25 protein-coding genes and 2 pseudogenes are annotated in these 26,045 nt (G+C 56.2%); 5 read left to right on the top strand and 22 right to left on the bottom strand.

What is annotated here, in order from left to right:
• Position 1 precedes the first annotated feature (1 nt).
• Positions 2–925, top strand: a complete 924-nt coding sequence (locus ACZZ0D_RS11570; protein WP_463553299.1) for a magnesium transporter CorA family protein — start codon at positions 2–4, stop codon at positions 923–925.
• Positions 926–1,054: 129 nt separating this feature from the next.
• On the opposite strand, the gene ACZZ0D_RS11565 is transcribed toward ACZZ0D_RS11570, so the two are convergent.
• Positions 1,055–1,390, bottom strand: a complete 336-nt coding sequence (locus tag ACZZ0D_RS11565) for a DUF2834 domain-containing protein (protein WP_463553298.1) — start codon at positions 1,388–1,390, stop codon at positions 1,055–1,057.
• Positions 1,391–1,732: 342 nt separating this feature from the next.
• On the opposite strand from ACZZ0D_RS11565, the pseudogene ilvA reads away from it, so the two are divergent.
• Positions 1,733–2,722, top strand: a pseudogene (gene ilvA / locus ACZZ0D_RS11560) (threonine ammonia-lyase, biosynthetic); the annotation flags it as partial.
• A gap of 30 nt (positions 2,723–2,752) precedes the next feature.
• On the opposite strand, the gene ACZZ0D_RS11555 reads toward ilvA, so the two are convergent.
• Positions 2,753–3,058, bottom strand: coding sequence for an NIPSNAP family protein (locus ACZZ0D_RS11555; RefSeq protein WP_463553297.1), 306 nt, complete (start codon positions 3,056–3,058; stop codon positions 2,753–2,755).
• Between the two features lie 20 nt (positions 3,059–3,078).
• A complete protein-coding gene (gene eco, locus ACZZ0D_RS11550; protein WP_053119858.1) occupies positions 3,079–3,564 on the bottom strand; it encodes a serine protease inhibitor ecotin in 486 nt (161 codons plus the stop codon).
• A gap of 369 nt (positions 3,565–3,933) precedes the next feature.
• Here eco and ACZZ0D_RS11545 point away from each other — a divergent pair, with 369 nt between their 5' ends.
• Positions 3,934–4,203, top strand: coding sequence for a DUF1652 domain-containing protein (locus tag ACZZ0D_RS11545; protein WP_053119860.1), 270 nt, complete (start codon positions 3,934–3,936; stop codon positions 4,201–4,203).
• Here ACZZ0D_RS11545 and ACZZ0D_RS11540 read toward each other — a convergent pair.
• Together ACZZ0D_RS11540 and ACZZ0D_RS11535 are read right to left on the bottom strand one after the other, a co-directional pair.
• Positions 4,200–4,598: a hypothetical protein gene (locus tag ACZZ0D_RS11540; protein ID WP_212549430.1), complete on the bottom strand. Its 399-nt coding sequence runs from the start codon at positions 4,596–4,598 to the stop codon at positions 4,200–4,202. The two genes, ACZZ0D_RS11545 and ACZZ0D_RS11540, sit on opposite strands and share 4 nt — an antisense overlap.
• A gap of 89 nt (positions 4,599–4,687) precedes the next feature.
• Positions 4,688–4,957: a DUF2790 domain-containing protein gene (locus tag ACZZ0D_RS11535; RefSeq protein WP_463553296.1), complete on the bottom strand. Its 270-nt coding sequence runs from the start codon at positions 4,955–4,957 to the stop codon at positions 4,688–4,690.
• Between the two features lie 490 nt (positions 4,958–5,447).
• Between ACZZ0D_RS11535 and ACZZ0D_RS11530 the strand changes: the two genes are divergently transcribed.
• Positions 5,448–5,744: a hypothetical protein gene (locus ACZZ0D_RS11530; protein ID WP_426619942.1), complete on the top strand. Its 297-nt coding sequence runs from the start codon at positions 5,448–5,450 to the stop codon at positions 5,742–5,744.
• Between the two features lie 105 nt (positions 5,745–5,849).
• On the opposite strand, the gene ACZZ0D_RS11525 is transcribed toward ACZZ0D_RS11530, so the two are convergent.
• The 8 genes from ACZZ0D_RS11525 to ACZZ0D_RS11490 form a co-directional block, all read right to left on the bottom strand.
• The gene (locus ACZZ0D_RS11525; RefSeq protein WP_463553295.1) at positions 5,850–6,602 is read right to left on the bottom strand and encodes a tetratricopeptide repeat protein; all 753 of its coding nucleotides are present in this window, start codon (positions 6,600–6,602) and stop codon (positions 5,850–5,852) included.
• Positions 6,599–6,844, bottom strand: coding sequence for a hypothetical protein (locus ACZZ0D_RS11520; RefSeq protein WP_463553294.1), 246 nt, complete (start codon positions 6,842–6,844; stop codon positions 6,599–6,601). Before ACZZ0D_RS11520 ends, ACZZ0D_RS11525 begins: the two co-directional genes overlap by 4 nt.
• Positions 6,844–7,608, bottom strand: a complete 765-nt coding sequence (locus ACZZ0D_RS11515; protein ID WP_463553293.1) for a hypothetical protein — start codon at positions 7,606–7,608, stop codon at positions 6,844–6,846. Before ACZZ0D_RS11515 ends, ACZZ0D_RS11520 begins: the two co-directional genes overlap by 1 nt.
• A gap of 16 nt (positions 7,609–7,624) precedes the next feature.
• Positions 7,625–8,275: a hypothetical protein gene (locus ACZZ0D_RS11510; RefSeq protein ID WP_463553292.1), complete on the bottom strand. Its 651-nt coding sequence runs from the start codon at positions 8,273–8,275 to the stop codon at positions 7,625–7,627.
• 130 nt (positions 8,276–8,405) lie between these two features.
• Positions 8,406–10,226, bottom strand: coding sequence for a hypothetical protein (locus ACZZ0D_RS11505; RefSeq protein WP_463553291.1), 1,821 nt, complete (start codon positions 10,224–10,226; stop codon positions 8,406–8,408).
• Positions 10,223–10,705 (bottom strand): DUF3304 domain-containing protein, encoded by a 483-nt coding sequence (locus ACZZ0D_RS11500; RefSeq protein ID WP_463553290.1) that lies wholly within the window; start codon positions 10,703–10,705, stop codon positions 10,223–10,225. The genes ACZZ0D_RS11505 and ACZZ0D_RS11500 overlap by 4 nt, the downstream gene beginning before the upstream one ends.
• A 54-nt stretch (positions 10,706–10,759) precedes the next feature.
• A complete protein-coding gene (locus ACZZ0D_RS11495) occupies positions 10,760–11,599 on the bottom strand; it encodes a DUF4123 domain-containing protein (protein ID WP_463553289.1) in 840 nt (279 codons plus the stop codon).
• Positions 11,599–13,674 (bottom strand): type VI secretion system Vgr family protein, encoded by a 2,076-nt coding sequence (locus tag ACZZ0D_RS11490; RefSeq protein ID WP_463553288.1) that lies wholly within the window; start codon positions 13,672–13,674, stop codon positions 11,599–11,601. The genes ACZZ0D_RS11495 and ACZZ0D_RS11490 overlap by 1 nt, the downstream gene beginning before the upstream one ends.
• Positions 13,675–14,050: 376 nt before the next feature.
• Here ACZZ0D_RS11490 and ACZZ0D_RS11485 point away from each other — a divergent pair, with 376 nt between their 5' ends.
• Entirely contained in the window at positions 14,051–15,352 is a 1,302-nt protein-coding gene (locus ACZZ0D_RS11485; protein ID WP_463553287.1) for an OprD family porin, read from the top strand.
• A 186-nt stretch (positions 15,353–15,538) separates the two neighbouring features.
• Here the strand turns inward: ACZZ0D_RS11485 and ACZZ0D_RS11480 are convergent, their stop codons facing one another.
• From ACZZ0D_RS11480 to ACZZ0D_RS11440, 9 genes and pseudogenes are all read right to left on the bottom strand, one after another.
• On the bottom strand, positions 15,539–16,159 hold the full coding sequence (locus ACZZ0D_RS11480; protein ID WP_053119875.1) for a transglycosylase SLT domain-containing protein: 621 nt from the start codon (positions 16,157–16,159) through the stop codon (positions 15,539–15,541).
• 45 nt (positions 16,160–16,204) lie between these two features.
• Complete coding sequence (locus ACZZ0D_RS11475; protein WP_463553286.1) at positions 16,205–17,143, bottom strand: carbohydrate kinase family protein; 939 nt, start codon at positions 17,141–17,143, stop codon at positions 16,205–16,207.
• 13 nt (positions 17,144–17,156) lie between these two features.
• A pseudogene (gene xylB, locus ACZZ0D_RS11470) lies at positions 17,157–18,653 on the bottom strand (xylulokinase).
• A gap of 136 nt (positions 18,654–18,789) precedes the next feature.
• Complete coding sequence (locus ACZZ0D_RS11465; protein ID WP_463553285.1) at positions 18,790–20,262, bottom strand: mannitol dehydrogenase family protein; 1,473 nt, start codon at positions 20,260–20,262, stop codon at positions 18,790–18,792.
• A 19-nt stretch (positions 20,263–20,281) separates the two neighbouring features.
• Complete coding sequence (locus tag ACZZ0D_RS11460) at positions 20,282–21,385, bottom strand: ABC transporter ATP-binding protein (RefSeq protein WP_159811331.1); 1,104 nt, start codon at positions 21,383–21,385, stop codon at positions 20,282–20,284.
• A gap of 165 nt (positions 21,386–21,550) precedes the next feature.
• Positions 21,551–22,381: a carbohydrate ABC transporter permease gene (locus tag ACZZ0D_RS11455; protein ID WP_159811330.1), complete on the bottom strand. Its 831-nt coding sequence runs from the start codon at positions 22,379–22,381 to the stop codon at positions 21,551–21,553.
• 8 nt (positions 22,382–22,389) lie between these two features.
• On the bottom strand, positions 22,390–23,316 hold the full coding sequence (locus ACZZ0D_RS11450) for a carbohydrate ABC transporter permease (protein ID WP_053119886.1): 927 nt from the start codon (positions 23,314–23,316) through the stop codon (positions 22,390–22,392).
• Positions 23,317–23,469: 153 nt separating this feature from the next.
• Complete coding sequence (locus ACZZ0D_RS11445) at positions 23,470–24,780, bottom strand: ABC transporter substrate-binding protein (protein ID WP_463553284.1); 1,311 nt, start codon at positions 24,778–24,780, stop codon at positions 23,470–23,472.
• 333 nt (positions 24,781–25,113) lie between these two features.
• Positions 25,114–26,019: an AraC family transcriptional regulator gene (locus ACZZ0D_RS11440; RefSeq protein WP_159811328.1), complete on the bottom strand. Its 906-nt coding sequence runs from the start codon at positions 26,017–26,019 to the stop codon at positions 25,114–25,116.
• Positions 26,020–26,045: the final 26 nt, after the last annotated feature.

Here is a 26,045-nt window from a genome sequence, read left to right as displayed (position 1 = left end):
GATGATCAGCAGTTTCTCACTGAGCCACGGCGCGTTACAGCAGGTTGAACGATTGGACGCCGAGGTGATGCTGTTCAGCAATCCCGACGCCGCCGAGCGCGATTTGCTGCACAGTCATTTCAAGGTCGATGAGCATGCGTTGGCCTCGGCGCTCGACCCGGATGAAGTCTCGCGCATCGAGTTTCACCCCGACCATTTGTTCCTGATCTGGAAGCGCCCGGAAAACTATTCCGGTGGCGGCAGCCTGGCCTTTGAGGTGTCGTCCTGCGGCTTGCTGTTCGCGCCGGGGCAATTGCTGGTGATCGCCACCGACGACACGCCGCTGCATGGTCTCGGCACTCGGCAGCCATTAACCACGCCGCTGGATGTGCTGCTCGATCAGCTGTTCAACAACATCCATCACTACCTCGGCCACTTGAAGGTGATCAAACTGGTCGCCCGCGAGTTGCAGCAAAAATTCAACGCCTCGATGCAGAACCAGCATCTGGTGCAGATGTTCAACCTCAGCGAGAGTCTGATCTATTACATCAACGCCCTGCACAGCAACGGCGCGGTGCTGACACGGCTGCGTAATCACGCCGAGAAACAGCATTTTTCCAGCGAGGCGCTCGGCCTGATCGACGACCTGATCATCGAAAACAACCAGTGCTACAAACAGGCGGAAATCTACTCAACGGTGTTCTCCGGGCTGATCGACGCGCGCGGTAACCTGATGAACAACAGCATGAACAACCTGCTGCGCAAACTGACGTTGATCAACGTGGTGTTTTTGCCGCTGAACCTGATCGCGAGTATTGGCGGGATGTCGGAGTTCAGCATGATGACGGCGGGGACGCCGTGGTGGGTGTCTTATCCGGTGTTTTTGCTGGTGATGTTGATGGGGGCGGGGGGGATGTTGTTTGGGCTGAGGCGCTTGGCCAGGTGATTTGTGTTGTCTGAGCTGGCCTCTTCGCGAGCAAGCCCGCTCCCGCAATGGATCTGCGCAATGGCATAGATCCCCTGTGGGAGCGGGCTTGCTCGCGAAAGCTATTTCCCAAACGCCAAAAAATCCGGATCAGCCCGCATTCGCCGAACTGCTGATCTTCCTACGCTCCCAAACCCCACGAACCACCAGATACAACAACGGCCCCACCGACACAAACACCGCCGTCAGCAACAGATACGGAACCACCGACCAAACCGACTGCCCGCGAGCCTTGGCATCCTTGACCATCCAAACCCCGGCCAACGTCGCCAGCAGATACAAATCAATCACCACCTGCGCTGTGTCGGGCCGCGACATCAAGCTGATCCCAAAATCAATCAGCGACTGTTCAGCCTGGAGCATCACCGAAACGGTGTAACCGGAAAAAGCCAGCAAAGCCGTGAGGGGCAGGGCGACAGACATCATGCATTCCTTCCTTGAATTGATGAGCAGAATCGCCAGATTACCCGCGCCACGCAAAATTGGCCATTGACGTGCCAGCGGCGTCAGGCTAATTTTCAGGCCATGACTACCTACGTATTGCGCTGCCAGCCAAGCATTATTATTACCGCCATTCCTCACTTGGCGGGCTAGCTCACGACTGCAGCACCCAACCCGCCCTAGAGGCGGGTTTTTACTTTCTGTCTCCAGGGTTCGAAACACCGCTCATGTAGGAGCTGCCGAAGGCTGCGATCTTCAGGATCAAAAGATCGCAGCCTTCGGCAGCTCCTACGCAGGGTGTGTGAAATCGCTATCAAGGAGATCAGCATGAGTTACACCAAAAACCAGCAAGCCCTGCTTGAGCACTACGTGAAAAGGATTCTCGCCGCTCCCGTGTACGACCTGGCTGTGCGTACGCCATTGCAGGCAGCCCCGGCGCTGTCTGAAGCGCTGGGCAACCGCATCCTGCTCAAGCGCGAAGACCTGCAACCGACGTTCTCTTTCAAGATCCGTGGCGCCTACAACAAACTGGTGCAACTGAGCGATGCGCAGAAGGCACAGGGCGTCATCACCGCATCGGCCGGCAACCACGCGCAAGGCGTGGCACTGGCGGCGCGCGAACTGGGCATCGCTGCGACCATCGTCATGCCGTGCACCACCCCTGAACTGAAAGTGCTGGGCGTACGCAGTCGGGGCGCTGAAGCGCGGCTGTACGGTGAAAGCTTTCCCTTTGCGTTGGCCTATGCCCTGCAATTGGCCGAAGAAACCGGCCGCACCTTCGTGTCCCCCTTCGATGACCCGGACGTGATCGCCGGACAAGGCACCGTGGCCATGGAAATCCTTCAGCAACACCAAGGCGTGCTGGATGCCATTTTCATCCCGGTAGGCGGTGGCGGCTTGATCGCCGGCATTGCCGCGTACATCAAATACCTGCACCCGGAAGTGCGGATCATCGGCGTTGAATCCGAACATTCCGCGTGTCTGAAAGCCGCTCTGCACGCAGGCGAACGTGTCGTGTTGCCCAACGTCGGTACCTTCGCCGACGGTGTGGCCGTGGCGCAGATCGGTGAATACGGTTTTGAAGTGTGTCGTTTCTGCGTGGACGAGGTGATCACCGTCAGCAACGACGACCTATGTTCCGCGATCAAAAACATCTACGACGACACGCGCTCAATCACCGAACCCTCCGGCGCCCTGGCCGTCGCGGGCATCAAGCAATACGTGGCGCGAAGCGGCGTGCGCGGTCAAACCTTCGTGGCGATCGACTCAGGCGCCAACATCAACTTCGACAGCCTGCGTCACGTCGCCGAGCGTGCCGCTGCGTGCGGCGTCCCGGCGTAACGGTGTTCAGGGCAGCAGCGGGCGCAGGAACGTGCGCTCGTAGCTGACAATGAACTTCTTCTCGACCAAAGAGCCGACCAGCGCGGTGCTCTCTGGGTCGGTCATCGCGATATGCCGATAGCTTTCGTAATCCGCCAGTGACGGAAAACTGAACAGGCAATACGCAATGTTGCTCGCACCCTCCGATGGCAAAAAATAGCCATGATGGCTGCCGCCCAAGCGTTCAACGATACCGAGCCAGGCCTTGGCGTAAGCCTCGAACTCGGTCAGTTGGTACGGGTCGATCACGTATCTGACGTGGCAAGTAATCACTGCACGTGCTCCTTGCCCGGTTATTCCTGAATGGCTGTGTTGACCTTGTCCGAGGCCGACCAGATGCGGTAGCGCACTTCGACGTCCGTTGGGGCGTAGACCACGATCGGCAATTTGCTGTTGTAACGCACGGTGAAACCATCACCGACGACCGGCACGAACGCGCGCTTCTTCTTGCTGCCGGGCGGGCAGGCCATCAGCGTGCTCATCGGGCCAATGACTTTCTCGAGGCGATAATACGGATAGCCCCAGCCTTGCAGATTTTTCTCGTCGAGCACGCCGCCGAGCTTCGGACGATTGCAGTCCACCTCAAGGGTCTTGCCGGCAAGAATCTCGACCTGGAAGTTTTCTTCATTCTCTTGCTTCGGCAAATGAATGACCTGGCGGGTAAAGCCCGCCTCAGCCTTCGGGTAAGGTGCGACGTCTTCAAGTTTCGCCGCGTGGGCGAGGGTGGACAGGCTGGCGATAATCAGCCCGGTGGTCGCGTAAGCGCGTAAAGAACCCATGGATGCCTCCTTGCGGGTGTAGGGTGGTTTGACAAGCATTCTTACCCTCATGGGTGATGAATGCAAACCCGCAACAGATTGCAAAATGCAATGCGCAAAAGGGATCAACCGGCATTTTGCACGTAGCGAAATACTGGCCTTTGCGCTAAGTGATTGATTTTTATGTGGGTCAGAATGACCCAATGAAAGGCACGCTTTATGCGTCTTTTCAGTGCGGCGCACCGGGTTTGGGCGCCTACACTCCAATGGGCATTTCGCCGTACCACCGTTTGCCGCACCAGGGAAACAGCGGGGACACACCCGTGCAGGCGCAGCAAAGGTCAGCGTGAATACTTGATTGGCAATCTCACAGTAAGGAGAGGGTTCGCCATGTTTCTGTCTGCCTTAGAACTTCGTAACATCGTTGAAAGCAGTTTCCTGCCAAAGCGCTGCCAGTGCACGCTGTCGCCGGACTTGTTGATGACCGTCAAAGTGTTTGGCGATCACCAAACCGATCAGGTCGATCTAATGGTTCGTGACATCGACGCCAGCCACCTCAACGGCTGTCGCGAGATCAATGAGCTGATCGCAGGGCTGCGTTCGGATCTGAACAAGCAAAGTACACCGCACCACTACAGTCCGCGATCCAGAGCCGTTTAACCCACTGTTTCAGCCAGTTCGACCGTCACGCGCCGGGCCTGCACAAAACCAAGGCCCAGCGCGAGCTCGACCAGCACCGCCAGCAAAATGCCGGGGCCGGCATGGCCATTGAGCCATTCGCCAAAACCCAGCACAGCCAAGCCAAAACAACCGACGATAAAGCCGTTACTCAGCGCACTGCGCGCCACCGACGGCGGTGCATGGCGCACCAGAAAAAACATCACCCCCAACGCCGCAAACAACACCGCGCTGCGCCGCGCGACAAATCCGACTGCGGTCGAATACTCAATGCTCCAGATCGCCAGCAACACCTCGGGGAAAAAGCCCCAGGCCAGCGCCAGTAAAAAACACAATGAAGAGGTAATGCCCGACAACGCGCGAAACGACAACTGCATGGCTAATCCTTGCGGCAGTGAGGAGGGCCCCGAGCATAACCCCCGAAACACCCCACGCCTACCGCAACGCCAAAAATCAGAACGTTCTGTCAGTTTTGGAAACTGCACGCGTCAGACATTTTCCGATAACTGATCTCCTCAGGCTTGCCGGCGTTATCGATGTACTTCATATCAGCCGTAATCACCTTGCATTGCTGAGTGGCCGGCTCAGTCAACGAAATCACCTTCGCCACATGCAGCGGCATGCCGTACTCATAAGGCACCGCTTTCGACGTGGCTGACGTGTCATTGGCCTGCGCCAAACCGGCAAAAGCCGTGCAGGCGAGGGCGGTGGTGAGCAGAAACGGACGAATGTTCATGAAAAGACTCCCGTGCGACGCAAAGAGAGTTCGGTGCTATACAAACCGAACCTGCCGCACTGGGCGTCAGCCAACGGCTGAGGGCGTGCGGTTCAGTACAGTTTTCGACCACGGCGTTAAGCGATGGTTAACCCGGCTGAACGCCGGCTGTCAGGGAGTGAGGCGGTTTTCTTCGCGCGGTTTGGCGAATTCCTACAAAGGCTGCTGCTTTGTCTGCTTTCGGGGTCTGGAGCGGGGCGGGTATTGTCGGGTGTCGCTGCAAAATCAGCGCCTCAGGTTTGGTCACTTGAGAATAATCCATTGCATATGTGCCATCATTTGCGCTGCGGATTTTTACGTCCGTGAAGTGCATTGCTGTGGCGGCTGTGTGCAGGACGCCTTCGGGCGAGCTGAGTTGGATTGTTCTCGGTTGACCAAGCCTGTACACGGCCGCCTCCCACCGTTTGGTCACGGTTATGGCGGTTACTTTCGAAACAATCGAGTAATCAAAATGCCAAAACTGAATCCGCTGCCAAACCGCTACCACCCACTAAACAGCAACATCACTGAAAGCCCGACGCTGCTAATAGACACCGAAGCCAACCCCAAAGACATCCTTGAAGCCGCTGTCCAGCGCATCCGCGCCTGCAGCGACCTGCTCGAAACATTGCACTGTCTGTGCTTCAAGCAAGCCGACGTGGAAGACATTCCGCACATTACCCATGCGCTGTATCTGCTGGCGCAGGATGGCAATGATTTGCTGCAGGTCGCGCAGCAACAGATGGTGAGCTGGAAGGCGCCGGTTTGATGGGGTAGGGAATTTGGCAGGAGTGAATGGCTGATAAATGTAGGCTGATTCACTGCTGCCGACTGGCAAAGGCAAGGCGCTGCGCGTTGAAATATTGAATCCCGATTACCTTCCGAGCTTGTCAGGGAAAAAAGACAGGGGCGGGTGTGTTGCTTTCCATTCTTTCGCAACGGTCTCTGCTTCTTTGATTTGTTCTGGAGTCATTTTTTCGCCAATTTTCTCGATTTTTCGGTCAACGTAATCTTGTACTCCACCGCTATCACCCAGCTCTTTCAGCAATGAAATGAGTGCGTAACCTTTAACCAAGTCTAATGGGTAGCTAATTTTGTCTGGAGTGTGCGAGATATAGGCGCCGTAATTACTGATTGCGGCTTGGCTCCCGGTGGCAGCCGCCACTTCAAGCCAGCGGCGAACACTTTCCATGTCTCCCTCGCCATACAGGATTTCCAGATAATCCATCATTGCTTTCGGATTACCCCCCTCAGATGAAAGCATAAGCCATCGTTTTACGGATGCTTCACGCTTTCCTGGGATTAAGAAGAATCCTTCCCCTTGTCTTTCATTTACAGCCATCCAGTATTGCGCAAGCGGATAACCAGCGGTTGCAGATTTCTTCAACCACTCAAGATCTAAGGTGATTTCATACATCATATATAACGATTCAGGGTCACCTTTCTGTGCCTTTGGTTCTACTAGCTTTTTGGCTAAAGCGAACCACTCTGCTTGGGTTTTTTGATTCGGAGGGCAATTTCCCATTTTTACACAAAGGTCGTTTTTTGTTCGTCCAAGTTGGATCATTGCATATGTGTTGCTGTTGTCTGCGGCGGACTCGTACCAATATTGAGCTTCGGGTGTCATGTAGCGATTTTTTTTCTTAGGGCTTCGCCTAGATAATATTGCGATTCAGCATCGCCCATTTTTGCTTCTTGCTCTAGTTGGGGGATGGCGGCATCTATTTTCAATTGATTGTAGAGTACGATGCCTTTTTGTTCATTTTTGTCGTTTTCCGATTCTGTGTTGGCGATGGCACTGCACGTTACTATGGATAGACTAAAAAGCAGGGCGATTTGGTTTAGTTTCATCTTTAATATGCTATTCATTAGTAATTCTTCAAATATGGCGTCGCACCGCTAGGTGAGTAGCTTGGCTGCGGGATGTAGTTTTTTTGACAATAATCGGCCAGGTTGGCGCCGAGCAGTTTAACGTGGGATTTGTAGTTCTCTCGCGCGTCTATACCGGTGTCATCAAAGAGGCTGCGAACGCTTTCAGCCATGAAACTGTCCAGTATCGAACGATTTTGGCAGTAACTTTGCTCCGCATCGGTTTCCTTGATGCCGAATTCGTTCATTGACATACAAGAGAGTTCGAACTGACTTTGCGCCTTGTCAATGGTGTTGGTTTTCTTGGCGTTGCTCACTATCCAACGCAAAATTCGTTCAATGGCTTTTTGCTGCAATAGGTGTGCTTCTGCCTGGCTATAAGCTCTTGTTTTTTCCGTGGTTCCATTACTTTCTGAAGCAGAAACAGTGACGGTAAATGATTCAGGTGGACTAGCCAATGTCTTAAGTAAGGGGCCAAGAGCCCCGGGGATAGCATTGACGCACCAATCCTGTAGCTCAGCGTCATTAACGTAATTCATAATCGCATCCGCAATCGGCCCACCTTTACCACTACGCGTCAGCGCGTGATACAGGTTCATCACAACATCCCAACGCAGCATGTACGCCATCGCCACATTCAAGCCGGCTGCACCCAACGCATTAAGCGCAGACGCATATTCACTCGCCTCAGGATCCATCCACTCTACATTTCGCCCCTTAGTCTTATGCAGTTCCTTGCGATAAAGGTTAATGATATCAACCACCGCCTCATACCCAATCTCAAACTTGAAGCTCCCGTTGGCACCAGGCCCAAGTACCACGGTCGCTTTCAGGTTGAGAATGAATCGTCCTTATATCCAAAGAAATCTGCGCAGTGCCCTGGAACCCGGCACCCAACGCCACCCCAACGGATCCACTTAACTTGGCGAGCGTCAGCCACGGGTTCGTGCTTTTCGCATCTTTGTCGCTGCCAACTCCCATCGTCGGCGCAGTGCGCAGTGCGACGAGATCTTTTGGTGGAGCCCAATTCAATGCGCCGGTCAGTTCGATGGCGCCTTGCAAGCCTCCGAATACGTTGAAGGTCGCCTTCGCCCCGTTTTCGACCTGGACGTTGGCCAAGCGCCCGGTGAGGACTTGATCCGAGCTTTTAGTGGCGACAGCGGTGCCGGACTTCGACTTGTGTTCAAGGTCGGGGGTAGGGCTGGTGTCGCCGCTGTCGGTCTTGGCTTTCTTCGCGGCTTCGTGATCTGCGCGTTCTTCTTTGGCTGATGCGTCTTCGCGCTGTGCGCGTTTGACGGGGCTGAGCGTTGCGCCGTATTTGACGTTGCCGAGGATCGGGCTCAATTCGACGCTACCGGCCAGCAACAACGATGCGCCGGCGTAGCCCCAGGCCCTTACGCCAAAATGGAAGGAGAAGCGGCCAAAACTCATGTGTTCGGAACGAGGTAGTAGCGCTGTTTTTATCAGAGCCTTCAGTAAAGTTTGTATCGTTCAAGAAAATAAAATTCTTTTCGATAGATCAATATCCGAATTTTGAGCCCGTAACAAGGTATGCCTCCTGTTACGTCGATACATCCGAAAACTCTGTTGATGGTTTTCGCATCATCTGTTCCATATAGTCTGGCGCCATTCCTTTAGTTTTGTTCAAGTCAGGGGTGTCGAATTCTCTAACTAAAAAGTATTTTATCGAGCTTGGAGATTGCGATATTTGGCTAATCATGAATTTGTCATTCACGTAAAACTCAAGTAGATCCTCAATGTCGAAGCTGAGACTCGTTGGCTCAGTTCTAAACCATTCGTCAAGCAACACTTTTTCAGGTTTTGTTGCAAGACCAATGCTCAAGCGCTTGGCTTCTCGATCAACCTCCTCGAGCCAACCAAGTTCAGCGCAAAGTCGTTCTTTGCTCTTTCGCGTTTTTCTGAGCGCTGAATCACGCTTATTTGCTTGGATTTCAGATTCACTGCCCATACCCAACATGCGTTTAAATGATCCGGTGGCACCCAGAAATGGCCGCGACAAGCGATCCTCTTCATTGCTATAGGCACGGTGTTGTTCACTATACAACTCCCACAGTCCGCGGAGTCTTTGAATGTACAGGCGGCGATGGGCGAGAAAGGCGTCCGCGGAAACGTTATTATTGCCAGCTATGGAAACGTATCTGTTATTCGACTCGATGGCATTAGTGCCATTTATGTGGTCACGCAACTCGAAGAAACTGGCCACGTATCTATCTTTTTCTTGAAGTTTTTTTATTGAGGGAAAAGGAACCCCTGCGCCATAAGCAGCACGATACATTTCATGCAGAGCTGCCAAGTGTAATTCTCGGCTATGGGGGGCGCAGTTTTTTAATAATCCACCCCCAACGTCAAAACTAGTACCTGGAACCAAGCGTTCTTCCCACCGAGGTGTAAGTGACCCAGTGCCGATCAAACGGGCACGTCTGTCATTTCTGCACTCATGTGCAGCAATTAAGTGAAGTGCTGATTTCACGGGGCCTGGCAGGCACTCTCCGTCATCAACTGTATTGGAAATCGGCAGTAAAAAATCCCGTACGACAGATGCTTCCATGCTTCGATCTACCGCATCGAATAGCCCAGCAAATACGATCTCCAGCTTCGCACCCTTATAGGTGGTAGTGCCAGGATCGCACGCCTCGAACAGCTTATGAGCGAACGCTCGCGCGAGCGTGGCACCATAATCGAACCCGAAAATAGATACTGAAATATTCTTGATCGTAACCGAATTTTCTTTTTTAACGTCCTCAGCGAGTTTTTCAAAACGGTTCGTCGCAGCTTCTAATCGAGTGTCCACACCAGTTTTAAGTAAGCTGAAAGCAGTTTCATGGTCACGGACTGGTGAAACCCCCTCGACTGATGCCTTTGCCGCTGTAGTAGCAATGGCAGAAATAATATTTTTCGGCTTTAAATTGTTTGTAAGGTTGTCCCACCAATTTTTTCCGGTTAACAAGTCTTTGCCGACATCAACAGCAGCTTCTGTAGAATTATCTTTCGGTAATTTGGATAAGTCATCCTTGATTTTGCTAGCTGCGCCGTTGAAGTCGACAGCGCTAGTAGTCGCGTTTGTACCTAAAGTAGTGTCGAAAGAAGTAGCAAGTCCGGAAATATAGAATTTATGATACTGGTTGGCCGGGTCGGAAGGTACAGAACCCTGCTCATAAGGGTAGGCGAGAAAAAGTCGACCAATATTTGTAACTCGGTCTTCCCTCAAGTCCTCTTCAAGATTTCGACTGACACCGTCAAAAAAGAACCCGACATGTAGTATTCCTTCACATGGTAATACCGAGCTTTTTTTGCCCCCAGCGGCTTTATTGGCGCGCAAGCTAATGGCTTGTGCATCACATAAGTTTTTCGGTGCGCTCATGGATGACTTCCTTGCTCATGGGTTTTTTGATTAATTGCTGATTTTTCAGAGGAAGACTTTGTATCAAGGGTTGTTGCGGACCACATGAGCTCAATTTTATTACCGGGGAGGAAATAGATATGCAACGTATCATCTTCTGGCTTTCGCTTTGGCATCGGTAGTAGTGCTTCATGCCTTTCTATTTTCATTCCTTGATCTTCCTGAGCTTTTGACATGCTCAGAATCCAAACTACTTTGGCAGTGTCCTCGGGCATCTTCCAGCAACAGGTCACGCCACCATTACCTCCCCAGTTATCATTGACCCAATAGCTGCCTATAGGCCTTTCCATATAGTTGTGGGATGTGAGGGCTGCACCGGGTGTTCGAGTTTTATTGTAGATATAGACTGCCATGACAAAGATGCCGACTATCAGAATGCCGATTGCTAACGATCGGCGTTTCCATTTGCGTTGATTCAAGCTATTCAAGGTCAGCGACATTGAAAATTCCCAAGGCTCATATTCGTAAACGACTGTGTATAGAAAATTCCCAATTCACTCAGACAACTGCTGTATCACAACTCCAAGCGGTAGATTGTCCGTAGAGTTGCGCTTTTTAGCCTCAGTCCACATTGGCCAGTTACTTGGGAACTCGGAATCCATAAGTTTCAAGCTGGCAAATAGGCTTACGTCCTCGGGCTCTGTCAAACCTTCATCGCGGCCAGCGTCTAATGCTTCTTTGACCTGCTTCAATCGCGCGCTGTGGCAGGTGCTCGTAAACACTTTTGGCGCTTCTTTTTCAAGTTCAGTGGTAAGGGTATAGGGCAGGGGGTCAATCTCCATTTCCGTCCACAGCTTGGCGTCGAGAACAATGGGGTCGTATTTTCCGGGTTTTCCAAGGTTGAGTCCCGACAGGCATTCCCATTGGTCCTGATCCGTTGGCACCCACCAATCCTGAATCGGACCGAACAGCCACGCGTGCCATGGCAAATCTTCGCGCGCGTAAAGCATCGGCAGCACTTCGGGCGCATAGCTGCGGATCATCAGCACTTCGCCAGCTTCGTTTTTTGCCAGCAATGCGTCACTCAGGTGCGCAGCGAGCTTTTCAGCCGGGCAGTCGGTGCGAATCCAGCCGACCATCCCGGTGCAGCCAGTAAAGTATTCGTGAGCGAGAAAGGCCTCGAACTCCATATTGCTGACGTCGACCAGCCACGGGCCATAGTTGCGCAATTCAGCAAATTCCGGTTGAAGCATCAGTGGCCGTCGCGACGGATTCGACCTCAAAAACTCCTGTCGAGACGGTTCTGAAAGCAGGCCTGTTTCAACAATGGCGAATCGTGATTGTGAGTTGTGCTTGGCCGCTTCCCAAGCGTCTGCAGCTTCAACTTTAGTCATCAATTAGCTCCCGACTGTAGAGCCAGTTTCTCTCGCATGGCTTTCTTAAGGCATTCGACGCAGATACCTTTAGGGGCCTTCAGTTTTTCAACCACAATCGCCTTATTCGTGCGGGTTTGCAGTAGTCGTCCGGCTTTATCGACAGCTGCCATACTTGGGATAAGCGGTTCGAGGATAGCAATGCCGGTACCCGCACCCGGCCCACCGCCAGAGTTGACCTTCACCTCGGCCCCGCTGATGGTCACACCCCCGGCATCTACCTTCACAAAACTCCCGCCAGCCTTGGCCGTGAGTTCCATGCCGCCTTCCATCACAACTTTCTCGCCAGCGTTGTAGTGAATCTCCGTCCCGGCCTCAACAAACTGCGCCGTGCCAACCTTGACGTGCTGAGTCACCGCAACCGTCAGGTGGTCGTTCGCGCGCATTTCGCTTTTGCGGTCGAGGTGGGTGATGCGGTGTTCTTCGACTTTGAATTCGCTGTAGGTGTTGGCTTCGACGGTGTCGTGGCGTTCGTTGCCGACGCGGATTTTCTGGTCGTGTTCGATGTTTTCGTCCCAGTCGCGCTGGGCGTGCAGGTAGATCTGTTCGGCACCTTTTTTGTCTTCGATGCGGAATTCGTTGTAGCCCTTGCCGCCCGGGGAGCTGAGGGTTTTGAAGGTGCTGCGGGTTTTGTTCGCCGGCAGGTCGTAGGGGACGACGTTTTCCTTGTGGTACAGGCAGCCGGTGACCAGTGGCTGGTCGGGGTCGCCTTCGAGGAAGGTGACGAGGACTTCCATGCCGATGCGCGGGATGGCGATGCCGCCGTAGGCTGCGCCGGCCCAGCCGCTGGCGACGCGCATCCAGCAGGAGGTGTTGTCGTCGGACTGGCCTTCGCGATCCCAGTGAAATTGCACTTTGATGCGGCCGTATTGGTCGCAGTGGATTTCTTCACCTTTGGGGCCGGTGACGACGGCGGTCTGGCTGCCGAGGACTTTCGGTTTTGGGTGTTCGAGGGCAGGGCGGTAGTGCGCGTCCCACGGGGTCGCGAGGAAGCTGTTGCGGTAGCCCTGGTGGAAATCGCTTTTGTGGTCAGTGACGTCGCGGGTGACGTTTTCGCCGAGCACTTGCGGTTGTTTGCCTTCGTGGAAGACTTCCAGCAGCAGCCACAGGTCGTTCCATTCGGCGCGCGGGTGTTCGGCGAGGGTCAGGAAGTGGCCGCTGGTGAGGGTCGGCTCATCACCTTTGCCGTCGGCGAGTTTGTAGTCGCTGCGATGGCGTTCGAGGGCGCGGGTGGTGAGGAATTTGCCGCGCTCGCGGGTGGTGAAGCGGCCGGGGTAATCGTAGTCTTCGAGATCCGGGCTGAACTCGGTTTTGTTCGCGGCCTCGGGGAGGATCTTCGGCTTCTCGAAGTCGTAATCGCGGCGGCTGACGCGGGTGGTGCGGGTTTCCAGGCGCAGGTTGAAGCGCTTGATCACTGGTTTTTCCGCGGCCATGCCGGAGTCTTGCTGGTAGCTGACGGCTTTGAGTTTGCGGAATACGGTCTGATCGTCGCCAAACACCAGTTTGTGGCCGCTGCTGCTGTGCTGGAAGTGGAAGTGGATGCCTTCTTCTTCGCACAGACGCTGAATAAAGTGCAGGTCGGACTCGTCGTACTGCACGCAGTATTCGCGTTGCGGGTATTCGGCGCCGAGCTGGAAGCTATAAGCGTCGGCAAGAATGCCGCGTGCTTCGAGCACCTGACCGATGATTTTCGGCACGGTCAGGTTCTGAAAGATTTGCTGATCGTGGTTGTGGCGCAGGTAGGCGAGTTGCGGCACCAGGCTGATGCTGTAGCGGGTCAGCGTCTTGCCGGAATCGCCTTGCTCGATGCGATAGACCAGGCCGTGGATGATGCCTTCACCGGTGGCGCCGAAAGTCAGAACGCCGGGTTTGTGCAGCAGCTCTTCGAGTTTCAGGTCGGGGCGGGCGCTGACCAGTTCGAGGTCAAAACGGAAGGGCTGATTGAGGGCTTCGCGACCGGTGAAGCTGAGTACTTGCAGGTCAGCGGAGGCGCCTTCGAGCGTGAGGGTAATGTGGGTTGCGTTGGCGTCCAACATGCCTTGAATTCCGTCCTTGAATAAGCAGAGCCCGGATGGTGCAGCATTCAACCGCCTCGTTCAAGGCGCAAATGCCGTAGACGTTGGCCCTTGTCGGTATGGGGGAAACCCTTAGTTGGGGGCTTTCGCTCAATAAAACCGGGCGCTTCGCTGCACTGAAAAGCGCGTGCGGCGAGGGCATCTATCCGACCGGGCGCACAGGAAATCGTCGCTCAGATTCAGACTAAAGTCGTCTTTGGCGCGTCAAAGCCATCTGCCATCATTGTCGTTCACCCCCGTGTTTCCACTTCTGTCCGGCTCAATTTTCTGACTCGGATCGGGAGCTATTTCTGGCTTATTGCGCGCTTGCGCAAACGCTGCAGTGTTGGAGTTTTTCATGCGTCCCCCATTTCCCCTCATCACCCCGCGCCAGTCGTTTGGCTTCGGAGCCTTTGTCCTGTGCGCCGGTTTTACCGCGCCGGTTCAGGCCAGCGGTTTTCTCGAAGACACCACGGCGAAAATCGAATCGCGCACGGTGTACTTCAACCGCGACTTCCGTGATGGGCACACTTCCAACGAGCAGGGCGCGTCGAAGCGTGAAGAGTCGGCTCAGGGTTTTATTCTCGATCTGCAATCGGGTTACACCGAGGGTACGGTGGGCTTTGGTATTGATGCGCTGGGCATGCTCGGTTTCAAACTCGATTCCAGTGCTGACAGCAGCAACAGTGGTTTGCTGCCATCGAGCGGTCAGGATCCGCGCGGTTCGAAAGATCAATACGCGAAGATGGGCCTGACCGCCAAAGTGCGCGTTGCCGATTCGGTGTTGAAGTACGGCGCGTTGCGGCCGGATCTGCCGCTGCTCAAGTACAACGACGGGCGACTGCTGCCGACGATGTTCAACGGCGCGATGTTGACTTCGAAAGAGGTGAAGGATCTGACCTTTATGGCGGCGCGTCTGGACAAGTACACCGCGCGCGATTCCACCGATTCGCAAGACATCCGCGTGCACTGCAAGAACAAGCGTTACGCGTGTAACACCACGGCCGATCATTTCGACATGTACGGCTTCGATTACAAGATCAATGATCGTCTGACCGGCCAATATCACTACGCGGAACTGGAAGACATCTACCGTCAGCACTTTGTCGGGTTGTTGGCCAATCAGCCGTTGGCGGGTGGTGTATTAAAGGCTGATCTGCGCTTGCTCAAGAGTGCTGACAGCGGCGATGCAAAGGCTGGTTCCATCGATAACCGTGCGTTGAGCGGTTTGCTGTCTTTCGCGCACAGCGGTCATACGTTCAGCGCGGGTTGGCAGCGTATGAACGGCGATAACTCGATGCCGTACCTCGATGGCAGTAATCCATATCTGGTCAACTATGTGCAGGTCAACGATTTTGCCGCAGCGCAGGAGCGTTCGTGGCAGTTGCGTTATGACTATGACTTCAAGGCAATTGGCATTAATGGTTTGAGCTTCCTGACCCGTTACGTCAACGGTGATCACATCAAAGTGCTGGGCAGTGATCAGGAAGGCAAAGAGTGGGAACGTGACAGCGAGTTGAAGTATGTGATTCAGGAGGGGACGTTCAAGGATGTCAGCGTGCGGTTGAGGAATGCGACGTATCGCACGAACTACAAGCAGTTTGCGCGGGATGTGGATGAGACGCGGGTGATTGTGAGTTATAGCTTTTCGGTGTTGTAGGGCTGGGATTTGTAGTGCCTGATCGGGCGCTTTCGCGAGCAAGCCCGCTCCCACATTGGACTTCTGTCGTACACAAAAACTGAGCTTGCCGCGTACTTTGTAGGAGCTGCCGAAGGCTGCGATCTTTTGATCTTGCTTTTTTAAAGATCAAAAGATCGCAGCCTTCGGCAGCTCCTACAGGGGGATTCAGAGCCAATGCCAGAACCGGCTCCAGAACCCGCGATTCAGCTCTTCCTTACACCCGGCATATTGCTGGGCGTACATATTCGAGCGGGCTTGCACCTTGCGCGCCGTCGGCAGTAGCCAGGCTTTGCTCGCATAAGTCTTGTTGCGGAAACCACCCCAGCCCTCGTGGTAGTTGAGGTACTGGTTGTAAGCGTCGTACTTGTAGACGCCATTGATCGTGGTGGTCTTGTCCATGTACCAGCCAATAAAGTCGATGGCGTCGTCGAAGTCTTCACGATCGGCCCAGTTGCGGCCGGTGCTTTTCTGGTAGTCCGACCAGACTTCATCTTTCGCCTGCGCATAACCCGAGGCGGTGGTCACGCGGCCCCACGGAATCACCCAAAGCAGATATTTGCGCGGGGTTTTGGCGTCGTAACGGTAGCCGGACTCTTGGTACATGATCGCGAAGGGCACCTGAATCGGCACCCCCCAGCGTTTTTGCGTGACTTGCGCCGCGTCGTACCAGTCGCTTTTTTCACGAAAGATATCGCAGAGATTTTCCGGCGAACGCGGCGGTGAAGTGCCGCAACCGGTCAATAACCCTGCGAGTGTCAGTAGTCCAAGCGTCTTTCCGTAATTCAAAAGCCGTTATCCCGTCATGCGCAAAAAAGGCGACAGTCTACGCGTTCAGGACAGTTGATGACGATAAGGCAAGTCTGGGCCGGTTTTGCTGCACGTCAGCGCGGCGGCTTGCACGGCGAATTTCAGCATCGCGTCGATCTGCTCGCGCGTCAGTTGCTGCACGCCTTCTACAGAGTCCAGACCGTGCTCAGTCAGCCAGGTAATCAGCGCGGCCTGGAAAGTGTCGCCAGCGCCAACGGTGTCGGCGATTTTTACCGAACAGGCCGGTACCGACCACGAACCATGCGCGCGACTGAACACGGTTGCGCCTTCACCGCCACGGGTGAGGAAGACAATTTGGCAGCGGTGCTCCAGCCAGCTTTCGATCACCCGCTGCGGATCCTGCTCGGGGTAGAGCAGGCTCAAATCTTCGTCGCTGACTTTGATCAGATCGGCCAGTTGCACCAGCGTGGCGATGCGCTCGCGCCACAACTCGATGTTCGGTTCCGGGTTGAGGCGCACGTTCGGGTCGAGGCTGATCAGGCGTTTACTGCTTTCACGCTGGACGAGTGCCAGCAGGGTGTCGGCAATCGGCTGCACCACCAATGAGAACGAGCCGATGTGCAGGCCGCGCACCTCCGGGCCCAGCGTCGGCAGATGCGCGAGGCTCAGTTGTCGATCCGCGCAACCTTCGCCACGGAAGCTGTAATGCGGCGAACCGTTGGCACCGACGGCGACCATCGCCAGGGTGGTCGGCGCGGCGAACTCCACCAGGTAATCCGGACGCACGCCTTCGTCCTGCAACACTTGCTGCAAGCGGCGGCCGAGGTAGTCGGTGGACAGACCGCCGAACAGCGCCGAGTCCACGCCCAAACGGCGCAAACCCACGGCGACGTTGAACGGCGAGCCGCCGGCAATCGCCTTGAAATTCACTTTCGAGGCCAGACCGCTGGCATCGTCTTCGCTGAAGAAATCAAACAGGGCTTCGCCACACACCAAATACATAATTGTTTGCTCTTTATAGGGTTGCGACATGCTGTTGATAGCGTTCATAGACCTGCTGAAACGCCGCGACGTTGGCGGCGATCGGCAGGGTTTCACTGCTCGGATCGAGTTTGACGCAACGCTGACACAGATCGGCCAACGTTTCTTCGTGGCCGTTCGACCAGGATTTGCACCACGCCGCCTGAATCGCTGCGCCAAGGGCAGCGGCTTCGCTGTGTTCGGTGCAGATCACCGGGGTGTTCATGATGTCGGCGACGATCTGTCGCCACACCGCGCTTTTCGAGCCGCCGCCAATCAGGCAAATGCTGCGGCTTTGTAAACCATTCTGCCGTAGCAAATCCAGCCCGTAACGCAAACCGAAGGTCGTGCCTTCGACGGCGGCGCGGCACAGATTGGCCTGGGTCAGGTTGTCCATGGTCAAACCGTGCAGACTGCCGGTGGCGTGGGGCAGGGCGGGGACACGTTCGCCGTTGAGGAACGGCAGCATGCTCACCCCGTCGGCGCCAATCGGGGCTTGGGCGACGAGGTCGTTGAAGCGTTCGAGGTCGAGGTCGAACAGCTCGCGTATCGCGCCGGTGGCGTTGGTCAGGTTCATGGTGCAGATCAGCGGCAACCAGCCGCCGCTGGAGGAACAGAAGGTGGCGACGGAGGCGTCGGGGCTGACTTTCGGTACGTCGGAATAGGCGTACACCGTGCCGGATGAACCGAGGCTCATGGTGATCGCGCCGGGCTGAATATTGCCGGTGCCGATGGCGCCCATCATGTTGTCGCCGCCGCCGCTTGCGACCAATGCAGCGGGGTTGATGCCCAAGCGCTCAGCAATCGACGGCAGGATGGTGCCGACGACTTGGTGGGCGTCAATCAGTTCGGGCAACGCTGCTTGCAAGCGGCCGCTGGAGTCGATGTCGCGCAGCAGCTGCAAATCCCACTGGCGGGTGCGCACGTTGAAATAGCCGGTACCGGAGGCGTCGCCGTATTCGCTGCACGCGCGGCCGGTGAGCCAGAAGTTGAGGTAATCGTGGGGCAGCAGGATGCGCGCGATGCGGGCGAACACGTCGGGATGCTGTTCTTTGGCTCACAGCAATTTAGACACGGTGTAGCCCGGCGCGATGACCACGCCGAGGCGTTCCAGCGAGCCTTTTTCTCCGCCCAGATGTTTGAGCAGGCGATCGTTTTCGGCGCTGGTTTCGGTGTCGCACCAGAGCTTGGCCGGGCGCAGAACCTGGCCTTGGTCGTCGAGCAGCACCAGGCCGTGTTGCTGGCCGGAGACGCCGATGCCGAGGATGGATTGGCCATCGACGTTTGCCGCGAGGAGTGCGCGGCGGGTGGCGAGGGCGAAGGCTTCCAGCCATTGATCGGTGTGCTGCTCGCGGCGGCCGTTGGCGCCACTGATCATCGTGTGATTGGCGGCGCCCTGGCCGAGGACTTGACCGCTGGCGGCGTCGAGGATGATGGCTTTGCTGCCTTGGGTGCCGCAGTCGATGCCGAGGAAGAGGTTTTGGGTTGTCACAGTGGGTTCCTCAGGGTGTCAGGTATTTCCGGGTATGGCGGCCATTCGCGAGCAAGCCCGCTCCCACAGGGGAATGCATTTGAAAATGTGGGAGCGGGCTTGCTCGCGAAGGCGTAGGTCGCAGCACCGCGAAAAATCAGGCCAGAACGCGTTCAATCGTCCGCGTCACGCCCACCTCTCGCAAACTCTCACAGCACCACTCAAACGCCGCAACAAACTCCGTCGAACGCGCTATCGCCGTGCCGAAAATCTCCTCAACCGCCAACAACCGCTCAGTCATCAGCCCATCATCCGCCACCAACGCCTGACAAAACGTCGCCCGTGGATCAGGAATCGAATACGTATCCCCATTCTCGTCGACCCCCTTCAAATACAGCGCCCAGGCCGCCACCACCAGCGCCGCACGTTTGGTCTCGCGACCATCGGCAATCAACCGGTTAATCGTCGGAATGGTGAACTTGGGAAACTTCGACGAGCCATCCGAACACACTCGCTCAAGCTGATCGGCAATCGCCTGATTGGAAAACCGCGCGACCAGCGTGTCCTTGTATTCACTCAGATCAATGCCCGGCACCGGCGCCAGTTGCGGGGTGACGTCCAGATCCATATAAGCGCGCATATAACGCACGAACAGCGGGTCGTTCATGGTTTCGTGGACAAACCGATAACCCTTCAAAAACCCCAGATACGTCAGCGCCAGATGACTGCCGTTGAGCAATTTGATCTTCATCTCTTCGTAGGGCGAAACGTCGTCGGTGAACTGCACGCCCACCTTTTCCCACGCCGGCCGACCGTTAACGAATTTGTCCTCCAGCACCCACTGCACAAACGGTTCGCAAACCACCGGCCAGGCATCGTCCACGCCGTGTTTGTCGGCCAGTTGCAGGCGATGCGCGGTGCTGGTCATCGGCGTGATGCGGTCGACCATGGCGTTGGGGAAACTGACGTTTTGATCGATCCACTCACACAGATTCGCGTCGAGTAAACCAGCAAAGGCCAGCAGTGCTTTGCGCGTCACCGCGCCGTTATGCGGCAAGTTATCGCAGGACATCACGGTAAACGCGTCAGTACCCGCCCCACGGCGTTTGGACAGCGCCGCGCAGAGGAAACCGAACACGGTTTTCGGCGATTGCGGATTCGCCAGATCGTGCTGAATCTGCGGCAGATGTGCCATGAATTCGCCGTTGCTGTCGTCGATGCAATAACCGCCCTCGGTGATGGTCAACGAGACGATACGAATCGCTGGATCGGCGAGTTTGTTGATCAGCGCCTGAGCATTGTCCTGCGCCAGCATCATGTCGCGGATCGAGCCGATCACCCGCACTTCGGTGTCGTCGCTGTCACCCAGTTCGAACAGGGTGAACAGGTAATCCTGCTCTTTGAGATCGTCGCGGGCACGCTGGTCTTCACCGCGCAAGCCGACGCCGCAGATCGCCCAGTCGAGCGCTTCGCCAGTGTTCATCAACGCATCGGTGTAGTACGCCTGATGCGCGCGATGAAAACCGCCGACGCCAATGTGGGCGATGCCCTGGCGGGTGTCGCTGAGGTTGTAGGCCGGCAGTTTTACTTCGCGTGCCAGGCCGTGGAGATTCTGTTGGTTGAGTTTCATTGGGCAAGTCTCTTGAAAATCAGGCTGCAGCGCGCAGGGGACGGGTCAGCGCCACGCCTTCGGCATCGAATAAATGGCAGTGGGCGGCGTCGAGGTGCAGGCTCAGTTGCTCGCCGTAACGGCTGGCCAGATCACCGCGCACGCGCATGGTCAGGGCTTCGCCGGCGCTGGTGGTGACGTGGCAGAAGGTGTCGCTGCCCAAGCGTTCGCTGACGTCGGCGGTGACTTGCAGCGTGCAGTCGCCCGGTTGTGCGAGCTCCAGATGTTCCGGGCGAATGCCGAGGGTTACCGCGCTGCCGACGCTGAGGTTGGCGGCGTTGAACGGCAAGGTGACGCGGGTGCCGGCGTCCAGCGAGACTTCGCAGCTTTGCGCATCGACGCGGGCAATCTTGCCTTTGAGGAAGCCCATTTTCGGCGTGCCGAGGAACCCGGCGACAAACAGGTTGGCCGGTTGGTGATAGAGATCCAACGGCGAGCCGACCTGCTCGATCTTGCCGCCATTGAGTACCACGACTTTGTCGGCCATGGTCATCGCTTCCACCTGATCGTGGGTCACGTAAATCATCGTCGCTTGCAGATCTTTGTGCAGGCGCAGCAACTCCAGGCGCATTTGCACGCGCAGGGCGGCGTCGAGGTTGGACAGCGGTTCGTCGAAGAGGAAGATTTTCGGGTTGCGCACGATAGCGCGGCCAATCGCGACACGTTGACGCTGGCCGCCGGAGAGCTGTTTCGGTTTGCGCTCAAGCATCGGCCCGAGTTCGAGAATGCGCGCGGCTTCGCCGACTTTCTTCTCGACTTCGGCTTTCGGCACGCCGGCCAGATCGAGGGCGAACGACATGTTCTTTTTCACGGTCATGTGCGGGTACAGCGCGTAGGTCTGGAACACCATCGCCAGATCGCGCTTGGCCGGGCTGACTTCGGTGATGTCGCGGCCATCGAGTTCGATGGTGCCGCCGCTGACTTCCTCCAGCCCGGCGATCAGGCGCAGCAGGGTGGACTTGCCGCAACCGGACGGGCCGACGAAGACCACGAATTCCTTGTCGTTCACCTCAAGGTCGATGCCTTTGATGATGGAAAAACCTTCGAAGCCTTTTTGCAGATTCTTGATTTTCAGGTTGGCCATGATGATGGGCCTCCGCCATTTATTATTGGGTTAAACCAGATCGGCTTTTCTGTAGGAGTGAGCCTGCTCGCGATGAGGCCGTTTCAGCCGACATCATTGTTGAATGACACTCCGCTATCGCGAGCAGGCTCACTCCTACAGGGGGAATGTGTTGGTTTGGGGGATTCATTTCACGGCGCCGAAGGAGAGGCCGCGCACCAGTTGTTTCTGGCTGATCCAGCCGAAGATCAGAATCGGCGCACAGGCCAGCGTCGACACCGCCGACAACTTGGCCCAGAACAAGCCTTCGGGGCTCGAGTACGAGGCGATCAACGCGGTCAGTGGTGCGGCTTTCGACGAGGTCAGGTTCAGCGACCAAAACGCCTCGTTCCAGCACAGAATCAGCGACAGCAACACAGTCGAGGCGAGGCCACCCTTGGCGATCGGCAGCAGCACACGCACCATTTCCTGCCATAACGTGGCGCCGTCGAGACGGGCGGCTTCGAGGATGTCTTTGGGGATGTCCTTGAAGTAGGTGTAAACCATCCAGACCACGATCGGCAGGTTGATCAGCGTGTAGATCACGATCAGTGCGATGCGCGTGTCGAGCAGGCCGAACGTCTTGGCCAACAGGTAAATCGGCATCAGCACGCCCACCGGCGGCAGCATTTTTGTCGAGAGCATCCACAACAACGTACCTTTGGTGCGCTGGGTTTCGTAGAACGCCATCGAGTACGCCGCCGGCACCGCAATCAACAGGCACAGCGCGGTGGCGCTGAAGGAAATCACCACTGAGTTCCAGGCGAAACTGAAGTAGTCGCTGCGTTCGTTGATGTGCAGGTAGTTCTCCAGCGTCGGCGTGAAGATGAACTGCGGCGGCGTCGCGAACGCGTCGATTTCGGTTTTGAAACTGGTCATCACCATCCAGAAAATCGGGAAGAAAATCACGATCGCGATGGCCCAGGCCAGGGTGCCGAGCAGCAGGCTTTGCAGCCGGCGGGATTGTTGAAGAGTCATGGCGGGCCTCAGGCTTTGTCAGTCAGGTTTTTGCCGATCATCCGCACCAGAATGATCGCGGCGATGTTGGCGATGACCACGGCAATCAAGCCGCCCGCCGAGGCCATGCCGACGTCGAACTGCACCAGCGCCTGGTTGTAAATGAGGTAAGCGAGGTTGGTCGAGGCATAGCCGGGGCCGCCGTTGGTGGTGGTGAAAATCTCGGCGAACACCGACAGCAGGAAGATCGTTTCGATCATCACCACCACGGCAATCGGTCGTGCCAGATGCGGCAGCGTGAGGTGCCAGAAGATTGCGATCGGCCCGGCACCGTCGAGGCGCGCGGCTTCTTTCTGTTCCTGGTCGAGTGACTGCATGGCGGTCATCAGAATCAGGATCGCGAAGGGCAGCCACTGCCACGAGACAATGATGATGATCGACAGCAGCGGGTAGTGGGCGAGCCAGTCCACCGGTTGCGCGCCGAACAGTTTCCAGATGTAGGCGAGAATCCCCGAGACCGGATGGAAAATCAGGTTCTTCCAGATCAGCGCACCGACCGTGGGCATGATGAAGAACGGCGAAATCAGCATGACCCGCACGATGCCGCGACCGAGAAATTCGCTCGCTTCGAGCAGCGCACTGATGAGCACGCCGAGCACCACGCTGATCAGCAACACACTGCCGACCAGCAACAATGTGTTGGTCGCACCGGGCATGAACCCCGAATCCGTCAGGAAGTAAGTGAAATTCTCCAGCCCGACGAATTCGTTTTCACCGGGGTAAAGCAGGTTGTAGCGGATCAGCGAGAAATAAATGGTCATGCCCAGCGGCACGATCATCCACAGCAGCAACAGGGCCACCGAAGGGCTGACCAGAAACCAGCCGGGATTGCGCACGCGCACTTTGCGCTGCGGCTGGGACAAGTCGATGTGGGCTTTGGCAGTTGAAGTATTCATTGCGATCACAACCGAGTCATACAGACCTATGGAGATCCCATGTGGGCGCGGGCTTGCTCGCGAATACGGTGGGTAAGTGTCATGTGTATTGGCTGACACGACGCTTTCGCGAGCAAGCCTGCTCCCACAGGAGGCAGGAGCGAACGGTGCGGGTTACTTTGGATAACCGGCGCGCTTCATCTCGCGTTCAGTGGATTGCTGCGCGGCAGCGAGGGCTTGATCCACCGTGGTCTGGCCGATCAGCGCCGCCGAGAACAGCTTGCCGACCTGGGTGCCCACCGCCTGGAACTCAGGAATGGTCACCAGTTGAATGCCGATGTATGGCACCGGTTTCAGCGTCGGTTTGCTCGGATCGACAGCCTTCAGCGATTCCAGCGTGATCTTGGCGAATGGCGCGGCGCTCATGTACGCATCGCTGTAGGTAGAGGCGCGAGTACCCGGTGGAACGTTGGCGATGCCATCGGTCTTGGCGACCAGTTCGCCGTACTCTTTGGACGTCGCCCAGGCGCTGAATTCTTTCGCGGCGTCTTTCTCCTTGGAACTGGTCGGAATCGCCAGTGCCCACGAATACAGCCACGCCGAGCCTTTGTCGGTCACCTGATGCGGGGCGAAAGTGAAGCCGACATGATCAGCCACTTTGCTTTGAGTCTTGTCGGTCACGAACGAGCCGGCGACGCTGGCATCAACCCAGATCGCGCACTTGCCGCTGTTGAACAGGGCGAGGTTTTCGTTGAAACCATTACTTGTAGCGCCCGGTGGGCCGGACTTCTTCATGGTGTCGACGTAGAAGTTCAGCGCATTTTTCCATTCGGGGCCGTTGAATTCCGGCTGCCACTTCTCATCGAACCAGCGCGCGCCGTAAGCGTTGGCGACGGTGCTGATCAGCGCCATGTTCTCGCCCCAACCGGCCTTGCCGCGCAGGCAGATGCCGTACTGCTCTTTATCTTTGTTGGTGAGTTTTTCCGCGAAGCCGGCGATCTCTTCCCAGGTCGGCCGCTCCGGCATGGTCAGCCCGGCGTCCTTGAACAGGTCGGTGCGGTAATAGGTGATCGAGCTTTCGGCGTAGAACGGCAGGGCGTACAGCGAACCCTTGACCGACAGGCCTTCACGCACTGATGGGAAGACGTCGTCGAGGGCGTAACTGGCCGGCAGATCTTTCATCGGCTCCAGCCAGCCTTTTGCGCCCCAGAGTGCAGCTTCGTACATGCCGATGGTGAGCACGTCGAACTGGCCGCCCTGGGTGGCGATGTCGGTGGTCAGGCGTTGACGCAAGACGTTTTCTTCGAGCACCACCCAATTGAGCTTGATGTCCGGATGCTCGGTCTCGAAGGTCTTCGAGAGCTTCTGCATGCGGATCATGTCGCTGTTGTTGACGGTGGCGATGGTCAGGGTCTGGGCGCCAAGGCTGACGCTGCTGAGGGTCATGCAGGTGAGGGCAAGCAGAGCTTTTGCAGTGGGTTGCATCGTGCACTCCTTTTCTGCACCCGGCGGGTGACAGAAGGACAGTTATTGTTTTTGTGTCTTCCGACTGCAGGAAGAATGTGCACTGATTACAGCCTTCAATGGCCGGGCTGACAAATCATCCCTAGCACTGGAATCGATACTTTTTTGCACTGGGGTTTGAAGGGGTAAACGCAGGGAAGGGGTTTTCAGCGGTGCGGGGCGATCGGATGTGTACAGGTTTGTATGGATTGTGTGGGAGCGGGCTTGCTCGCGAATGCGGTGGGTCAGTGCCATATAGGTTGGCTGACACGACGCTTTCGCGAGCAAGCCCGCTCCCACAGGGGGGAAAGCGTGTCAGCCGTGGTTCTGTTCGGTCAGGCGCTGCACCGCCAGGCGGCGATAGTGCGACGGCGTCATGCCTTTGAGTTGCTGAAAACGCCGATTGAAGTTGGAGATATTGTTGAACCCCGACTCGAAACACACCTCCGTCACCGGCTTATCGCCATCGGCCAGCAACTCGCACGATTTACTGATGCGCAGTCGATTGACGAATTCGATGAAATTACGCCCCGTCGCCTGTTTGAACACCCGGCTGAAGTAGGTCGGCTTCATGTTCAGATGCTCGGCGACTTCTTCCAGTGTTATCTCGCGGGCGTAGTGCGTGAAGATGTAATCGACCGCGCGGTTGGTGCGATCAATGTTGTGCTCGTCAGCCAGTTGCGGGGTCGTCGCGCCGGACAGCAACTGAAAGTCATCACTGGCTGCCAGCAGCTCCATCAGAATGAAAAAATGCCCGAGCCGCGTGATGCCTTTGGTGTCAGCGATTCGTTGCATCAATGTCATGGCTTGACGAATGGTGCGTTTGCAGCGGAATTCGATGCCGTACTGCGCACGCTCCAGCAACGGCGCCAGAGTTTTCAGCTCGGCGAAAATCTGATTGCCGCTTTCGAACAGATCGTCTGTGAAGTTGACCAGCATGTCGCGCTTCTCCACGACTTCATCCTCCGCGACCTGGCTGATCCAGTTGTGCGGCAGATTCGGGCCGGTGAGAAACAGCGTTTCCGGGTAAAAGTTACCGATGTAGTCGCCAATGAACACCTTGCCGGAACTGGCAACGATCAGGTGCAGTTCGTATTCCTTGTGAAAATGCCAACGCACCAATGGGCAAGGGAAACCGTGCTGGCGGTAAATGATGGACAACCCGTTGTGGTCATCCATCAACTCGTAAGAGGGGTCGGTCACTCGGGCTGTTCGGGACATGGCTGGGCGCTTTTTTTGTTATCGCA

The sequence above is a fragment of the Pseudomonas sp. AC193 genome (assembly GCF_979258075.1).
This window is presented reverse-complemented; position numbering and strand designations above follow the sequence as displayed.

Bases quoted from the DNA above. Each gene is read 5' to 3' on its own strand.
- ACZZ0D_RS11570 (WP_463553299.1), top strand. From the start codon at position 2: ATGATCAGCAGTTTCTCACTGAGCCACGGCGCGTTACAGCAGGTTGAA.
- ACZZ0D_RS11565 (WP_463553298.1), bottom strand. From the start codon at position 1,390: ATGATGTCTGTCGCCCTGCCCCTCACGGCTTTGCTGGCTTTTTCCGGT.
- eco (WP_053119858.1), bottom strand. From the start codon at position 3,564: ATGGGTTCTTTACGCGCTTACGCGACCACCGGGCTGATTATCGCCAGC.
- ACZZ0D_RS11545 (WP_053119860.1), top strand. From the start codon at position 3,934: ATGTTTCTGTCTGCCTTAGAACTTCGTAACATCGTTGAAAGCAGTTTC.
- ACZZ0D_RS11540 (WP_212549430.1), bottom strand. From the start codon at position 4,598: ATGCAGTTGTCGTTTCGCGCGTTGTCGGGCATTACCTCTTCATTGTGT.
- ACZZ0D_RS11535 (WP_463553296.1), bottom strand. From the start codon at position 4,957: ATGAACATTCGTCCGTTTCTGCTCACCACCGCCCTCGCCTGCACGGCT.
- ACZZ0D_RS11530 (WP_426619942.1), top strand. From the start codon at position 5,448: ATGCCAAAACTGAATCCGCTGCCAAACCGCTACCACCCACTAAACAGC.
- ACZZ0D_RS11525 (WP_463553295.1), bottom strand. From the start codon at position 6,602: ATGACACCCGAAGCTCAATATTGGTACGAGTCCGCCGCAGACAACAGC.
- ACZZ0D_RS11520 (WP_463553294.1), bottom strand. From the start codon at position 6,844: ATGAATAGCATATTAAAGATGAAACTAAACCAAATCGCCCTGCTTTTT.
- ACZZ0D_RS11510 (WP_463553292.1), bottom strand. From the start codon at position 8,275: ATGAGTTTTGGCCGCTTCTCCTTCCATTTTGGCGTAAGGGCCTGGGGC.
- ACZZ0D_RS11505 (WP_463553291.1), bottom strand. From the start codon at position 10,226: ATGAGCGCACCGAAAAACTTATGTGATGCACAAGCCATTAGCTTGCGC.
- ACZZ0D_RS11500 (WP_463553290.1), bottom strand. From the start codon at position 10,705: ATGTCGCTGACCTTGAATAGCTTGAATCAACGCAAATGGAAACGCCGA.
- ACZZ0D_RS11495 (WP_463553289.1), bottom strand. From the start codon at position 11,599: ATGACTAAAGTTGAAGCTGCAGACGCTTGGGAAGCGGCCAAGCACAAC.
- ACZZ0D_RS11490 (WP_463553288.1), bottom strand. From the start codon at position 13,674: ATGTTGGACGCCAACGCAACCCACATTACCCTCACGCTCGAAGGCGCC.
- ACZZ0D_RS11485 (WP_463553287.1), top strand. From the start codon at position 14,051: ATGCGTCCCCCATTTCCCCTCATCACCCCGCGCCAGTCGTTTGGCTTC.
- ACZZ0D_RS11475 (WP_463553286.1), bottom strand. From the start codon at position 17,143: ATGTATTTGGTGTGTGGCGAAGCCCTGTTTGATTTCTTCAGCGAAGAC.
- ACZZ0D_RS11465 (WP_463553285.1), bottom strand. From the start codon at position 20,262: ATGAAACTCAACCAACAGAATCTCCACGGCCTGGCACGCGAAGTAAAA.
- ACZZ0D_RS11460 (WP_159811331.1), bottom strand. From the start codon at position 21,385: ATGGCCAACCTGAAAATCAAGAATCTGCAAAAAGGCTTCGAAGGTTTT.
- ACZZ0D_RS11455 (WP_159811330.1), bottom strand. From the start codon at position 22,381: ATGACTCTTCAACAATCCCGCCGGCTGCAAAGCCTGCTGCTCGGCACC.
- ACZZ0D_RS11450 (WP_053119886.1), bottom strand. From the start codon at position 23,316: ATGAATACTTCAACTGCCAAAGCCCACATCGACTTGTCCCAGCCGCAG.
- ACZZ0D_RS11445 (WP_463553284.1), bottom strand. From the start codon at position 24,780: ATGCAACCCACTGCAAAAGCTCTGCTTGCCCTCACCTGCATGACCCTC.
- ACZZ0D_RS11440 (WP_159811328.1), bottom strand. From the start codon at position 26,019: ATGTCCCGAACAGCCCGAGTGACCGACCCCTCTTACGAGTTGATGGAT.